The sequence below is a fragment of the Bartonella sp. M0192 genome (assembly GCF_016102305.1).
Classification (GTDB): Bacteria; Pseudomonadota; Alphaproteobacteria; order Rhizobiales; family Rhizobiaceae; genus Bartonella; species Bartonella apihabitans.
This window is the reverse complement of the sequence record NZ_JACFOU010000001.1, coordinates 2,140,064-2,154,935: the sequence shown is the minus strand read 5'-3', so window position 1 is coordinate 2,154,935 and position 14,872 is coordinate 2,140,064. Positions and strand designations below refer to the sequence as shown.

13 protein-coding genes and 1 pseudogene are annotated in these 14,872 nt (G+C 46.6%); 4 read left to right on the top strand and 10 right to left on the bottom strand.

Going from position 1 to position 14,872, the window contains the following annotated elements; genetic code table 11:
• The first annotated feature begins 82 nt into the window (after positions 1–82).
• Positions 83–1,201 carry a DegT/DnrJ/EryC1/StrS aminotransferase family protein gene (locus H3S82_RS09390; RefSeq protein WP_198224126.1) on the top strand — a complete coding sequence of 373 codons (1,119 nt, stop codon included), beginning with the start codon at positions 83–85 and terminating at the stop codon, positions 1,199–1,201.
• A 114-nt stretch (positions 1,202–1,315) separates the two neighbouring features.
• Here the strand turns inward: H3S82_RS09390 and H3S82_RS09385 are convergent, their stop codons facing one another.
• From H3S82_RS09385 to H3S82_RS09370, 4 genes are all read right to left on the bottom strand, one after another.
• Positions 1,316–1,495, bottom strand: a complete 180-nt coding sequence (locus H3S82_RS09385; protein ID WP_198233187.1) for a hypothetical protein — start codon at positions 1,493–1,495, stop codon at positions 1,316–1,318.
• Between the two features lie 331 nt (positions 1,496–1,826).
• Complete coding sequence (locus H3S82_RS09380; protein ID WP_198237140.1) at positions 1,827–3,149, bottom strand: NCS2 family permease; 1,323 nt, start codon at positions 3,147–3,149, stop codon at positions 1,827–1,829.
• A 572-nt stretch (positions 3,150–3,721) separates the two neighbouring features.
• Positions 3,722–4,546, bottom strand: coding sequence for a hypothetical protein (locus H3S82_RS09375; protein WP_198233190.1), 825 nt, complete (start codon positions 4,544–4,546; stop codon positions 3,722–3,724).
• A 27-nt stretch (positions 4,547–4,573) separates the two neighbouring features.
• Positions 4,574–5,167, bottom strand: coding sequence for a DUF1134 domain-containing protein (locus H3S82_RS09370; RefSeq protein ID WP_077972221.1), 594 nt, complete (start codon positions 5,165–5,167; stop codon positions 4,574–4,576).
• A 265-nt stretch (positions 5,168–5,432) separates the two neighbouring features.
• Here H3S82_RS09370 and chpT point away from each other — a divergent pair, with 265 nt between their 5' ends.
• On the top strand, positions 5,433–6,062 hold the full coding sequence (chpT, locus tag H3S82_RS09365; protein ID WP_198233191.1) for a histidine phosphotransferase ChpT: 630 nt from the start codon (positions 5,433–5,435) through the stop codon (positions 6,060–6,062).
• Between the two features lie 454 nt (positions 6,063–6,516).
• On the opposite strand, the gene ctrA is transcribed toward chpT, so the two are convergent.
• A complete protein-coding gene (ctrA, locus tag H3S82_RS09360; RefSeq protein WP_077972217.1) occupies positions 6,517–7,218 on the bottom strand; it encodes a response regulator transcription factor CtrA in 702 nt (233 codons plus the stop codon).
• Between the two features lie 556 nt (positions 7,219–7,774).
• Between ctrA and H3S82_RS09355 the strand changes: the two genes are divergently transcribed.
• Positions 7,775–8,194, top strand: coding sequence for a flagellar export protein FliJ (locus H3S82_RS09355; protein ID WP_370541260.1), 420 nt, complete (start codon positions 7,775–7,777; stop codon positions 8,192–8,194).
• A gap of 926 nt (positions 8,195–9,120) precedes the next feature.
• Here the strand turns inward: H3S82_RS09355 and H3S82_RS09350 are convergent.
• Positions 9,121–9,396: a DUF1153 domain-containing protein gene (locus H3S82_RS09350; protein ID WP_075868936.1), complete on the bottom strand. Its 276-nt coding sequence runs from the start codon at positions 9,394–9,396 to the stop codon at positions 9,121–9,123.
• 343 nt (positions 9,397–9,739) lie between these two features.
• On the opposite strand from H3S82_RS09350, the gene mnmA reads away from it, so the two are divergent.
• Positions 9,740–10,936, top strand: coding sequence for a tRNA 2-thiouridine(34) synthase MnmA (gene mnmA / locus H3S82_RS09345; RefSeq protein ID WP_078039803.1), 1,197 nt, complete (start codon positions 9,740–9,742; stop codon positions 10,934–10,936).
• A 232-nt stretch (positions 10,937–11,168) separates the two neighbouring features.
• On the opposite strand, the gene H3S82_RS09340 is transcribed toward mnmA, so the two are convergent.
• The 4 genes and pseudogenes from H3S82_RS09340 to choX form a co-directional block, all read right to left on the bottom strand.
• Positions 11,169–11,984 carry an RNA methyltransferase gene (locus H3S82_RS09340; protein ID WP_198224134.1) on the bottom strand — a complete coding sequence of 272 codons (816 nt, stop codon included), beginning with the start codon at positions 11,982–11,984 and terminating at the stop codon, positions 11,169–11,171.
• A 12-nt stretch (positions 11,985–11,996) separates the two neighbouring features.
• Positions 11,997–13,037, bottom strand: a complete 1,041-nt coding sequence (locus tag H3S82_RS09335; protein ID WP_198233192.1) for a glycine betaine/L-proline ABC transporter ATP-binding protein — start codon at positions 13,035–13,037, stop codon at positions 11,997–11,999.
• Positions 13,037–13,888, bottom strand: a complete 852-nt coding sequence (gene choW, locus H3S82_RS11215; RefSeq protein WP_225868370.1) for a choline ABC transporter permease subunit — start codon at positions 13,886–13,888, stop codon at positions 13,037–13,039. Before choW ends, H3S82_RS09335 begins: the two co-directional genes overlap by 1 nt.
• 9 nt (positions 13,889–13,897) lie before the next feature.
• Positions 13,898–14,794 (bottom strand): annotated as a pseudogene (choX, locus tag H3S82_RS11210) (choline ABC transporter substrate-binding protein); the annotation flags it as partial.
• Positions 14,795–14,872 lie beyond the last annotated feature (78 nt).

Sequence of the window (14,872 nt, the reverse complement as noted above, 5' to 3'; positions counted from 1 at the left end):
TTGTTCGTCTAAGGCGTTATGTTAGGCAAGCCGCGCCAATGAATGATTCGGCCAGCTAAACAATTATAGCAACGGAGTGAATATGCAATTTATAGATCTTGGAGCGCAAAGGGCGCGTATTAAAGATAAAATCAATACGGCTATTGCCCATGTGATTGAAAGTGGCAAATATATTCTCGGGCCGGAAGTCGAAGAATTCGAAAAACGTATGGCCGATTATATCGGCGTTAAACATGTGATCGGCTGCTCGAACGGCACTGACGCATTGTTGATGCCGCTTATGGCTGAAAATATCGGACCGGGAGATGCTGTTTTCTGCCCAAGCTTTACATTTGCCGCAACCGCCGAAGTTGTTGCTTTAACCGGCGCAGAACCGGTTTTTGTCGATATTCTGCCCGATACTTTCAATATGGATCCGGCAAAACTTGAAGAAGCCATTGCAATGATCAAAAAAGAAGGCCGCCTGACACCACGGGCGATCATTCCTGTTGATCTCTTCGGTCTTCCTGCCGACTTTAATAGAATTTCGGCAATTGCTGCCAAAGAAAACCTGTTTATCATTGAAGATGCGGCGCAAGCCATTGGCGGAAAACATGAAAATGCCATGTGTGGGGCTTTCGGCAATGTTGGCGCGACAAGCTTCTATCCGGCAAAACCGCTCGGCTGCTATGGTGATGGCGGCGCAATGTTTACCGATGATGATGACCTTGCCGAACGTCTGCGTTCAATCTATTTCCACGGCAAAGGTTCATCCCAATATGACAATGTCCGCATCGGCTTGAACTCGCGTCTTGATACCATTCAGGCTGCGATTTTGTTGCAGAAACTCGATATTCTTGAAGACGAGATGGAAAAACGCGCCGTTATCGGCAAACGTTATAGCGACGGTTTGAAAGACGTTGTCAAAACCCCGAAAATCGAAAAAGGGTCGCGCTCTGCCTTTGCCCAATACACAATCGTTGTAGAAGACCGTAACGGGCTTCAGGCGCACCTCAAAAATGCCGGTATTCCATCCATGATCTATTACATCAAGCCGTTGCATTTGCAGACAGCCTACCGTCATTTCCCGCAAGCCAAAGGCGGCCTGCCGGTTTCCGAACATGCAGCCGATCACGTTTTGAGCTTGCCGATGCATCCTTATTTGCCGGAAAGCGATCAGGACAAAATTATCGGCTTGATCCGGGAATTTTGTGGCAAGTGAGAATAGCTTTGCTATTGCCGACTGGCGATCACAAATAGCGATTGAGAATAAAAGAAGAAGACCGGTTTCATACCGGTCTTTTTTTATTCCCTAAAAAATTTATCGGCTGCAAATTTAAAACATAGCAAATTTATAACGTAGCAAATTGATCGGATAATAAATTGATCGGGTAATGAATTTATTCGTCTCGAAAACGTCTTTTTCATTGGGCTTAGCTTTTCCATTCGTCTTGATGAACTTCTCGTCACACATGTCTTTATCCCATCTGAAAGGGTAGGCGATAAGATCGCTCATTCAACAAAACATTGGTCGCAAATTTTGAGGCCCGCTTTTGGTCCCCCAAAAAAATTCGTTCAGCTTTATTGATTTCAGAATTCGGGCAAGCTGTTCAATGAATGGATGAAAAGCAAAAGCTTGGAAAAGACCAAGCTCTTGAATAAAAGAGAAGTCCTGACCTTAACAAACGGAAAGGCTGAATAAGCTACAATTGGCAATTGGCGAGTGCTCTATTGCAGAGAAGCGCGAGAGTGCATCAGCCCTCCGCAATCCCCGCCTGAATAAGGGGGAGTGCGTATATCCACTCTGGCCCCCCCCACCTTGATGACGAGAAAACGGCACAGCCTCTCTAGAACACCCCGCCTTCCATCAGAAAACGTATGATGAAGAGGAGAGCGATAATCCACGTTGCGGGGTGGACATCACGCCATTTGCCGGTAATTGTTTTCAAAATAGCATAGCTTATGAAGCCGATGGCAAGTCCATTGGCGACGGAATAGGTAAACGGCATCAAAAGCGCGGTAAGTGCTGCCGGCACCGCTTCGACAATGTCGTCCCAGTTGATTTCGGCAAATTCACGCATCATCAGACAGGCAACAAAAATCAATGCCGGTGCGGTGGCATAGGCGGGAATAGCAAGCGCAACAGGAGCAAAAAATAGAGCGAGCAGGAAAAACACACCTACGGTGATGGCGGTAAGTCCTGTACGCCCGCCAGCAGCAACGCCCGAGGCACTTTCAACAAATGCGGTGGTGGAACTCGTTCCGATCAGGGAGCCGGCGAGAATGGCCGTGCTGTCGGCAAAAAGTGCGCGGCCGAGATTATTGGGTTTATCGTCGGGAATAAGACCGGCGCGTTTGCCAACGCCGACAAGTGTGCCGGTTGCATCGAATATTTCGACCAGCACAAAAACCAGAAGCACGTGGAAAATGCCGGTATGCAGAACACCCAGAATATCAAGCTCAAGAAAAGTCGGTGCAACAGAAGGGGGAAGCGCAATTCCGCCTGAACTAACCAGAGTTTGAAAACTCTTATATCCGTCATCGGTAAAGATGAAAGAGAGAATGGTTACAGCAATAATACCAATCAGAATGCCGCCGCGTATCTTGAAGGCATCAAGGGCAACAATAATAAAAAGCCCGATACCGGCAAGGACAGGTCCCGCTTTGGTTACATCGCCAAGCCCCACCAGAGTGGCATCATTATTAATAACAATGCCTGCACTCTGGAATGCCACAATGGAAAGAAACATGCCGATACCGGCACCGATCGCACTGCGCAAAGACTTTGGCACACCGGCAATCAGCCATTGTCTGACACCGGTTGCTGTCAATATCAGAAAGACAATGCCCGAAAGGAAAACCGCTCCCAAAGCCTGTTGCCAGCTATAGCCCATGGTAATGACAACCGAATAGGCAAAAAATGCATTGAGCCCCATGCCCGGCGCCATGCCGATCGGCCAATTGGCAAGCAACCCCATGATGAAAGAGCCGACCGCGGCAGCAATACAGGTCGCAACAAAAACCGCCCCCTTATCCATTCCGGCAGCGCCCAGAATAGTGGGGTTGACAGCAAGGATGTAGGACATGGTCAAAAAAGTTGTAAGACCGGCACCAATTTCAATTCCGGTACGCGTATTGTTCGCTTTCAAGTGAAATAGTTTTTCGAGCATCCTACCGATCCCTGTTAAAACTGTTTTTCAAGGTGGCTTTGCTATTTTGTTACCGCCACTCAAAACCCTGTCGCGGGTGCTGAACCAGTTAGCCTTTTATAACATTTTGTCGGCATTAGGCTATAAGGGGAGAAGTCTTCAAAGCACAGTTATCGCCTTTGATTCACAGCTTTCTCTTTTGTCGGAAAATTTCTTTTTGTGTGTAGAGGGGCGAAAGCGCTGAAGCCAAAAGATCAAGCAACCCATTTTGGCGTGTGGCGGGCTGTTGAATGAGCCTCTCTTCAGGAGGCTTTCAGTAAAGAAACGATATTTTCGAACTCTCCGAAGAAAAAATAAAAACCGGAAAATATGAAAGATGGCCTTTAATTTCTCTATCCGGTTCGTATTAGCGGTTTATCATGCATCCGTTTTCAAAGACCGGCTGTTGGGTTTCAGCACTGGTCTGAAAAGAAAGGTTTCATCAAAGCTCTTTCGGTGAGCTTATGCTCTTTTACGAAAAACTTTCCAGTAAAATTGTCATTCAACAATATTTTCACAGCGTCCGGCACTTTGCCGGTCGAGCAGGTGAGACTTCAATTTTGTGCCGATTTGGTTGTTTTTTTACGTGTTGACGTTTTCTTACGGGAAGCGGGTTTTGCAACTTTTGCAGTGCTTTGACCGGATTGTTTTTTGTGGTTGTTCAGTTCTTTTTTTATGCGTGCTGCCAGACTTTTTCTATCGCGAACTTTTTCAACAAGCTCCGGTATGGGGGAGGATTGACCTTCGGAAATTGCTACTTCTGCGGTGAATTTTGCAGCAGTGTTCAAAATTTCCTGCCTGAGATTTTCCATATCGGTTTTGGTGGTTTTATTTGCCAAGGCTTCCTTTTTTGCGGCCGCGACTTCTTCTTTCAAAGTTGCGACTTCTTTTTCCAGTGCTTTTAACTGGTTAGTCCGGTCCGCCTCAGCGTGGCTCGCCTGTTTTTCCTGTTGCAACAGATCACGGATTTCGGCAAGTTCCTTGCCTTTATTGGCGGAAAGTGTGGCGGTAAGCTGCCGCTCGGTTTCGAGTTCTTCGGTCTGGTCTGCCAATTGTTCGGCAAGCAGTCCGGCACGGTGTTCGGCATCACCAAGACGGAAAAGCTCCTCTTTGGCGTGGTCGAGTTCACGTTTCTGAGTGGCAAATTTTTCGCTGAGATGTTCGAATTTTTCATCGCGCGTTACGAGCTCAACCGCCTGTTTTGCACGTAGAAAATCCCTGTCTGCCTCGACTTCGGTGAGGGAAAGCGGTACCTCGGCGGCAATTGCCTGACGGGCTAGATAAAGCGCACGTCGCCAGATTGCCGGCGATAAAAGAATAAGAACAAAGGTTGTGGCTGCAACGCCAAGAATGAAAAACAGTACCGATTGGATAAGCATTAAATGCCTCGGGAGCCGGACAAAAGTTTAAAACGGATTCCAGGTGGCAGCCGGTGTCAATTTCAGATAACCGATATTGACCCCCAAACGTGCGCCAACACCGGTTCTGACCGGTACCAAAAGGATGTTTCCTTTCTTAAGCACATGAAAGCCTACGCCTGCAACAAAATAAGCTGAACCAGAGATACCTGCATAGCGTCCCCAAAGATTATTGACGTTATCAAGCTCGTAAACCAGAATCATCAGTCGCGACCCTTGACCACCAATATCCCAGCCGACTGTCGGGCCTTGCCAGAAAACCTTATGGTCACCGGCGTTTTTTGTGTAAAGCGTTCCCTCTCCATAGGTAAGGCCGCCGATAATGGCGCCGGAGCCTTCTTCACCCAGAATATAGCCATTCGGCAAACCGTATTTCGCAAATACTTTTTCAATTCCGGTTGCCATGCTACCTGCCGCATCACCAAAAAAACGGTGGCCGGAATCAATAATTTCCTGTGCCGAATAGCGCCCGTTTTGCTGCTGGGTTTGAGCCTGCGCCGGTATCAATCCGATATTTGTAAATAAAGCCAACGCAAAGAGAAGAACGACTTTACGCCACTGAATTTGGATGGAACGGAACATATTGTTTCACCTCTTCTGGTCACTCAATGGTTTGAATCTTGACGTAAGCAAAGATCCGGTTTCTTCTGATTCTAGCGGGCAAAGTTGTTTAAATTCTTAAAAACCATAAAAACACTGAAAAAGAACCGGAAGATTTGGCCAAAAAGGCATGTTTTAAGAAAGTTTGTGTGTTTTCCGGACAATCAAAAACGAAAAATTGTCCATGGAATCTTAAGGGTTTTGATTTAAGGAACGGGAAAAAGAGTATTCTGGAGTTCCAATTATTATGCCACTAGCCGTTACATTAAGCCCTGCCGATCTTGCCGCATTGTTATGCAGCCGCATTTGTCATGATCTTATTTCGCCGGTCGGGGCAATCAATAATGGGATTGAACTTTATGACGAAGCCGATGCACAGGAAGACGCGATTGAACTTATCCGCATGTCGGCGGTCAATGCATCGTCCAAATTGCAATTTGCCCGCATTGCTTTCGGAGCCGCCGGTTCGGCAGGAAGCGAAATTGACAGTGGCGATGCCGAGACAGTGGCAAAAAATTACATGGAAAATGAAAAAGGCAATCTTGACTGGAAAGCGCCACGCCTGCTTTTGCCGAAGAACGAAGTCAAGCTTTTGCTCAATCTCGTTCTGATTGCAAATCTTTCCATTCCGCGCGGTGGTGATATTGTTGTCGAGATTGGCGAGAACAGCGGAAAACGCCTTTTCCAGTTGAAGGTAAGTGGAAAAATGTTGCGTGTGCCGCCAAAATTCCTCGAATTATATAATGGGCAGGTACCGGAAGAACCGATTGATGCCCATAGTGTCCAGTTCTATTACGCTCTGTTATTGTCGCAAATGTCGAATATGCAGATCAAAGTTCAGGTAAAGCCAGAAATTATTACCATTATAGCAGGCTGAGCCGACCAAATTTCTGACCGGAAAATCAGTCCGGTCAAAGAAGCTGAAACTCGGCGATAAACCACGCACAAAATACCGGTATTGACCGAAAAAGCGGTTAATGCCGGTTTTTAGTTGGAAAAAGCCGTCTGATCTTCAAAAAATTTGCCGCTTACAAAATTGAACAGCGACAAAATTTATCCGGTTAAAATTGCTTTTTAAGGTCGGAACAGCTTTTAAAGCTCAGGGGGCGAGCCGGTACCGGTTTTTAAAAATCGGGACGGCAATTTTTTTAAAGCACAAATAAAAAGACTGAAAATTCTGGCAAAAAAACAGAAATTGCCGCCCAAAAACGATTTCTGCCTAAAAAATTGGTGCCAAAAAAATTACTGGCAAAAAAATGCCGGAACTTTTCCCGAATGGAAAAAACTCCGGCATGATGATTCAATTTTGAAGAGATGAAAGTGTTGAAAAATCAAGCAGTTTCGCGCATCGGTTCTTCATTTGGTTCACGCAGCACATAACCGCGTCCCCAAACCGTTTCGATATAATTGACACCGCCTGAAACGGCATCCAGCTTTTTGCGCAATTTGCAAATGAAAACGTCGATAATTTTGAGTTCCGGTTCGTCCATGCCGCCATAGAGGTGGTTCAAGAACATTTCCTTGGTTAAAGTAGTTCCTTTACGCAATGAAAGAAGTTCGAGCATCTGGTATTCTTTGCCGGTCAGATGAACCGGATGGCCACCGATTTCAACTGTTTTGGCATCAAGATTGACAACCAGATCTCCGGTTGCAATTACCGATTGGGCGTGACCTTTCGAGCGGCGAACAATAGCATGAATACGAGCGACCAGTTCGTCTTTATGAAATGGCTTTGTCATATAATCGTCGGCACCGAAGCCCAAACCGCGTACCTTGTCTTCAATACCACCCATACCGGAAAGGATAAGGATTGGTGTTTTCACTTTGGAAAGGCGCAATGTGCGCAAAACCTCGTAACCGGACATATCCGGCAAATTAAGGTCCAACAATATGATGTCGTAATCATAAAGTTTTCCAAGATCTACACCTTCCTCTCCAAGGTCTGTCGTGTAGACATTGAAACTTTCCGATTTGAGCATAAGCTCGATGCTTGTCGCTGTCGCGTGGTCATCTTCAATCAATAATACGCGCATATCCTATATCCCCTTTCCACTTGCCGAATCAGGCGTTATCAGAGTCCGTACAAATTTCTGCACCGACTATTGTGCAGTTAATTTAAAAAACACCATAAAATCATGGCATTAACTCAAACACGATTTTTTACTTCGGCAGCGTCAGAACAATTCGTTGCCTTCATTAACCAATTTGCACCAAAATGGTTAACAAAATATGATTCTTGTTGGCAAGAAGTTAATAAATTTTTCTGAAAAAAACGTTGTAGTCCGTTGATTCATGGATATAAAAGCTAAAGATTTATGCTTAATTTTTACTTTAAGAAATCGCTCTAACTGACTCTTTCGATTCACTCTTTCCGAATTCGAAAAAAGGTCTTTTGTTTACCGAGCTTTAAGGGACTTCCGCTATAGTGCTCAAAGACCGTAAACAATTGGTTAAGAAAGCTTGTTATCGCAGCTCCATACGGGTTTTTAAGGAGCATGAGCTTCCATGGAGTTTTCCATGGTCTCTTTGTGGGACACGAAGGGAGAAACCGGTTTCCGGTCGATGTGTATGAGTATAAAGGCGTGAACAGTGTTTGTTCACGGTAGTCAGGGAGTACTGCGTATGAAACCGCGTGAAAGTGTGGTTCGGTTGAAAATGTTTCAGGTGCGCGAAAAACGCCGCCAGATTTCTCAACTCGATATGATGATGAGTGAATTCGACCGTATGGCAAGCGAACTGGAAACGCAAATAGCCAATGAAGAACGCAAATCGGGCATCACCGATGTCAACCATTTTGCCTATCCCACCTTTGCACGTGCCGCCCGTCAACGACGTGAAAATCTCATCAATTCCATTCGTGATTTGCAAATCCAGAAGGCTTCCGGTGAAATGAAGCTGCATGAGCTAGAGGCGGAACTTGAACGCGCTCAAGCTTTGGAAGAACGTGATGGCAAATCTCTTCCCAGTGAAGACGTGGTATTTGTCCAAAGTCGATCAATGATCGGTTGAGGTCTTCCCCTCAAAAAGCAGAATTTGGCAAAACCGAATCTGGCAAAGCGGAATCCGGCAAGACGGAAGTTTTTAAAGCGGACTCCGGCTTTTTGTCATTAAAATAGTCAAACGCCATCGGGACAGTGCTTGCGGTCTCGAGAGGCGTTCTCATCACATAAAAGCTCAAAACTCCGTTTATGAAAACAATAGACGCCAAGAGTGCCGGTTGAAGCCCTCGGTGTCAATATAGGCTGAGTCGATATAGGCTGACACTGTGAATATACGCTATACGCTGATCAAGCCGATAGACACGCATAAACGGGAAAAGATAGCGCATTGTTGACTATTCTTGTTTCAGGCCAATCACCGTTTTATCCCACCGTTCAACCTTGGATTGGTGTATTGATTGAACCGTGCATCGGCGTGTATTTGCGTGCGCAGAATTGTGTTTCCCGAAGCTTCACTTGACGCGTGGTTTTGCGTGTCTCTCGCCATTTATTTTTATCGTTCGCCCGTTTGTCTTTTTGATCAACAAAAAGCCGGAAGGATTATTTTCCCGTTATAAATATCAAGAAAACGAAAATACGGAATTGTTGGGGAGTTGCTGCCTGACAAAGCGCGGAAAACAACCGCAATGAAGAAAATTTCTGCCAAACCGGAGCGGCGCAAGCAAGTGATGGCAAGCGATAGCGATAGCAAGTGATGGCAAATGATGGTGAGGGCGCGTTAATTTATTTGCCAACATGACGGATAAACAGAGTGAACCGATCGGCGTGGAAGATTCGTTTTGCGGCTTGCCATTTTCGTTAGCAAGTGAGCTGTCCGGTTTCAGGAAACATGTCGCCCGACAATTCATGAATTTGCCGGAATATAAAACAACCGTTTCCTGAAATTCAAGAAACGGTTGTTTTATTTACGCTTGAAGGCAAAATGGGTCATGCTTATCAATGGCGGTATTGCTGGATACGTGTTGTACGTAAACCGGCAAGACCATGTTCATCAATCGAGCATTGCCAGGACAAAAATTCTTCCACCGTCAATGTATAACGTTGGCAGGCTTCATCCAGACTGAGCAGTCCACCTCTGACAGCGGCTACTACTTCGGCTTTGCGACGGATAACCCAGCGCCGTGTGTTGCTTGGCGGCAGGTCGGTGATCGTAAGTGGACTCCCATCTGGGCCAATAACGTATTTTACTCGTGTTCTTACTAACTCGGTCATTGTACTCTCTACTCTTATTCAAGGACCTGAAGCGACAATAACCGCCGAGCTTTAAAAAAGAGCTAAACCGCCGGAAAGAAAAATTTAACAAATACACAGGCGCAAAATTGTGTTCGTTTGTAAAATGATAGAAAAATCAGAATGTTAGATAAATTTTACTGCAATCAAACAAACTTGAACAAAAAACGCTACTTTATTTTTTTTTGTTTTTTTATAAACTGGGGTGGTGCATTTTTTAAAAAATGCTCGATTTATAATCTCTTTTTCGAGACGACGGTTGTGTTGTGTCGTTAAAAACACGATATAGTTTAACGAACCGTCCAATGAGTTAGAAGGTGAGTTTATGTCTCTCAACAGTCTTGATCTTCCAAAACGTCCCGAGGATACACGTGTGGTTGTTGCCATGTCGGGTGGTGTCGATTCGTCCGTTGTTGCGGGATTGTTGAAAAAAGAAGGCTATGATGTTGTCGGCGTCACTCTTCAACTTTATGATCATGGTGCTGCGACCCACCGTGTCGGCTCCTGCTGTGCCGGTCAGGATATCGAGGATGCACGGCGTGTTTCGGAAACTTTGGGTATTCCCCATTATGTGCTGGATTATGAAGCCCGCTTCCGTGAAGCGGTGATCAATCCTTTTGCCGATAGCTATGCTCATGGCGAGACGCCAATTCCCTGTGTTGCCTGTAACCAGACAGTGAAATTTGCCGATCTTCTTGTGACGGCAAAAAATCTTGGTGCTGATGCTCTGGCAACGGGGCATTATATAAGAAGTCGCCCTAATGGTGCGCACCGTGCATTATATCGGCCGGTTGACGCCAATCGTGACCAGAGCTATTTCCTTTTTGCCACAACACAGGAACAGATTGATTATTTGCGTTTTCCTTTGGGTGATCTTGCCAAACCCCATGTTCGCGAAATTGCTGCCGAAATGGGGCTTTCTGTTGCTTCCAAGCATGACAGTCAGGATATTTGTTTTGTACCGCAAGGGCGCTATTCGGATGTGATTGCCAAATTGCGTCCAGAGGCTGCCAATCCGGGAGAAATTGTCCATATTGACGGGCGCATTCTTGGTCGTCATGCGGGTATTGTCAATTATACCATTGGTCAACGTCGCGGCATTGGCATTGCAACCGGTGAAGCCCTTTATGTTGTCTATCTTGATGCGGAAAATTCCCGTGTCATTGTTGGGCCGAGAGAAGCTCTTGAAACGCGTAAACTGTTTTTGCGTGATACCAATTGGCTTGGCGATGAAAATCTTGATGAATTCCCCGAAGAGGGAATTGAAGTTGCCGCCAAAGTGCGCTCCACACGCCCGCCAAGACCCGCTATACTCAAATATGAGGACGGCGCTCTGACGGTTGAACTATTGGAAGGTGAAACCGGCGTTGCTCCGGGGCAGGCTTGCGTTCTTTATGATAATGAAAGCAATGATGCCCGTGTTCTGGGCGGCGGTTTCATTACCCGTTCGGAGCGGGATGCGCGTGCCGAAGCGATGCTTAAAAATTTGCTCGATCAATCGCGTGAAAACACGGCTGCCTGATCAGCGTCCAATATTGAAAAGCAAAAACAACAATAAAAGCAGAGGCAATCATGTCTCTGCTATTATCTTTTTGTTTGAAAAAATGGTCCGGATATAAGATTGCCCACTAACGGGAATTTCCCGATAAAAATCCGGCAAAACGAATACACTGTAACACTGTTACACGGGTGTTTTTAGCGCTGTTGCACCGATGTTTTCGTCTCTCGGTGAAAAAGCTTTTTTGTGTTTGTTTTCAATTCAGTTTGTCGAAATCGGCAAAATGTTCAAGTGCCAGTCCGGTTGCTGTGGCAACGTTCAGACTGTCAAAATCATAGGCAATGGGAATGCGCAAGGTTTCGGTATCTTTCAACACAAAACCCGGCAAGCCTTCGCCTTCTGTCCCGAAAACAAGCGCGGTTCTTTTTGCAACTTCGGCATCTTTCAAATAGTTCGAAGCGGCCGGAGAAAGCGAATAGATACGGAAATCGGCCTTTTCAAGAGCTGCAAGAATAGTCTTGATATCTTCGCCTTGTGTATAGGGTACTTTTAGTGCTGCACCCACCGAGACGCGAATGGCTTTGCGGTAGAGCGGATCGCAACAGGTTTTATCGATGATGATGCCGTCGGCTGCAAATGCCGCAGCATTCCGGAAAATCGAGCCCATATTATCATGATTGGAAATGCCGCATAAAACCGGAACCAGTGCTTTTTCCGGTAACCCCGCCAGAAATTCATCAAGTGTCGGGGTGCTTACACGTTCTCCAATGCCGAGAATGCCGCGATGCACGTTGAAGCCTGCAATATCGTCCATGATTTTTTGTGGAACACAATAGATCGGGCAGGTGGGTTTTGTTGCATCCAAGACCGGCATTAATCCCAGAAGCTTGGCTGCTGCAACAAGGAGTGACTGTGCTTCAAAGCGTTTGGAGCGCAAAAGAACAGACAAAACAACCTTGCCTTCGGCAATAAAATGATGTTCACGACCGACAAGATCCCGCTCCTTGATATCCCGATAGGGAGCAAGACGAGGATCATCAACATCGCTTATTGTCGTAATATCCAAACTCATAAAACACACCTATCACCGTTTCTGGTGTTCTGCCAGATGATGGATGATGTCTTCTTCGGTAATTACGCCGATGACACGTCCGTCTTCAGCCACACCGATTGCTCCATTTTTCCGGTCACAAACACTGATGAGATCAGGTAAACTCGTATCAGGTTTTGCCATGGCTGCAACTGAAATATCACCATTTTGGAAATTATAGGGGCGCATGACCTGTCGGGCTGTTAAAAAGCTCAACGGATTAATGTGGCGTACAAAATTGGCGACATGTTCATTGGCGGGCGTTAGCACGATTTCTTGTGCTGTTCCGCATTGTAAGATTCGCCCGTCTTCCATAATGGCGATGCGGTTGCCCATTTTGATGGCTTCATCAAGGTCGTGGCTCACAAAGATCAATGTTTTATTGAGCCGCTTTTGGAGTTCCAGAAGCTCGTCCTGTAAATGGTTGCGTATAAGCGGGTCAAGGGCTGAAAACGGCTCGTCCATTAGTAGCACCGGTGCGCCGGTTGCAAAAGCACGGGCAAGGCCGATTCTTTGTTGCATACCGCCGGAAAGCTCGGTCACCATGCGGTTTGCCCATTCATTCAACCCGACGAGATCAAGCTGTTCGGCAATAATGGCCTGACGTTGCTTCTTTGGCACCCCCGCCACTTCAAGGCCGAAGCCGATATTATCGGCAACGGTGCGCCATGGAAAAAGGCCGAATTGTTGGAATACCATAGAAACAAGGCGCGTGCGCACATAACGCAGTTCATCACTCGACGCGGTGGTAACATTAATTTCTTTTCCCGCGTCACCAACATAAATATTGCCTTCAACAGGCTTTATCAAACGGTTGATGGTGCGCAGCAAAGTCGATTTTCCCGAACCGGAGAGCCCCATCAAAACCAGCGTTTCACCTTCGGCAATGTTGAGTGAACATTCATGGACACCAAGCACGGTATTGGTTAAATCTTTTATTTCTGCCCGTGAAGCACCCTGATCTGCAAGATCAAGCGCCTGCTTGCGGCGATTGCCGAAAACCACACTCACATGATCGATAATCACTCTGGCCATTAGCGTACCTTTCCCGGACGGAACAAGCGGTCAAGGACAATGGCCACCACCACAATCACGCAGCCCGCTTCAAAGCCCATGGCAGCATCATGTTGCTGGAGGGCACGGTAAACTTTGACACCCAGCCCATTACCGCCAACAGTTGCGGCAATCACCACCATGGAAAGCGAAAGCATAATGGTTTGTGTCATTCCGGCGCGTATTTCCGGCATTGCATGGGGAAATTCGATTTTCCATAAAATTTGACGACGATTCGAACCGAATGCTTTGCCTGCCTCAATCAAGGCTTTCGGCGTCGAGACAATACCCTGCTGGGTAAGCCTTATGGGTGCAGGGAGCACGAAGATAATTGTTGCGATCAATCCCGGTACCATGCCGATGCGGAAAAATATGATAGCCGGTATCAGATAGACAAAGGTTGGCAATGTCTGCATAAGGTCGAGAATGGGCTGTATCACACGATAGACTTTGGGTCGATGGGCGCAGGCTATGCCAACGGGAACACCTATTCCCATACAAAGAATGCATGACCAGAAGAGCAGGGTTATGGTTTCCATGGTGTCAACCCAGTAACCCTGATTGATGACGAACAGGAACCCCAGTCCGGTAAGCAGCACGACCCGCCAGTTTCTCTGTATGGCAAAGGCAAGAACACATAAAAAAGCAATCAACAATAAAGGATTTGGCCACAATAACAGTGCCAATGTGGCTTTCAACAAGCTCCCCAGTCCGACACGAAGGGCGGTAAAAAAGAGCCCGCCATGCTCTTTCAAAAATTCGACAACGATATTTGCCGTTTCCCCGACCGGAATTTTATAGGCAAAATGTGTTTCGTTGGCTGGTGATTTCAATGCTTTCTCGACGGCGCGATTAGCATTGCTTCCGTCAAAAGCGGTCACGCCGGAAAGCCAGACTTTCACTCTTTCCGGATTGTCGACGAGAAAGGAACGGGCGGCCTGTTCGGGAGCCTCTCCGCTATTGAGGATTTTATCCATCAAGCGGTTTTCCATATCGACATCAAAGGTGAGATTGCCAAGAAAATGCGCGACATTCGGGCAGTCGGAACGATAATTCCGGCGGATATTCGTGCCCACTTTGGCATTGCCGAAATTTTCCCCGAAAAATTTATCGCCCCCGGAAAGATAGGCCATTTTGAAGCGCATATTCATCGGGTGCGGTTCCCATCCTAAAAAAACGATAGGCCGTTGTTCCTCAATGCGCGCCTCGACTTCGGCGAGCATCGCCTGTTCGGATGTTTCAACAATGTGAAAATCGGAAAGTCCGAAGGTGGAATCAGCAAGTAAAGAAAGAATGAGCCGGTTACCGTCATTGCCGGGTTCGACCCCGTAAATGGCATAGCCGAGTTCGGGGCCAAAGCGTTTTATATCCTGAAAAGTTTTCAAGCCTTTGTTATAGACAAATTGCGGCACAGCCAATGTGTATTTGGCGCCTTCAAGATTGTAACGAAGAAGTTCTACACTGCCGTCATCCCGATAAGGTTTGAAATCGGGCGTCATGGAGGGATTCCAATAGCCGAGAAATACGTCGAGATCGCCGTTTGCAAGCGAAGCATAGGTAACCGGAACCGATAAAATCCTTGTTTCGGTGTTATAACCCAGTGCTTCAAGTAGTGTCGTGGCAATTGCGGTTGTCGCGGAAATATCGGTCCAACCGGTATCGGCAAAGCGCACCATTTTGCACGTTTGCGGATCGCTCGAAGGCGCGGCCGCATATCCTGCGTCTACAATCAGAAACAAGCTTACGAAAAATACAGCTATCTGTTTTAAAATGCCTGACAAAGTTTCGGGCTACTCCATGATTACGCAGCATACAGC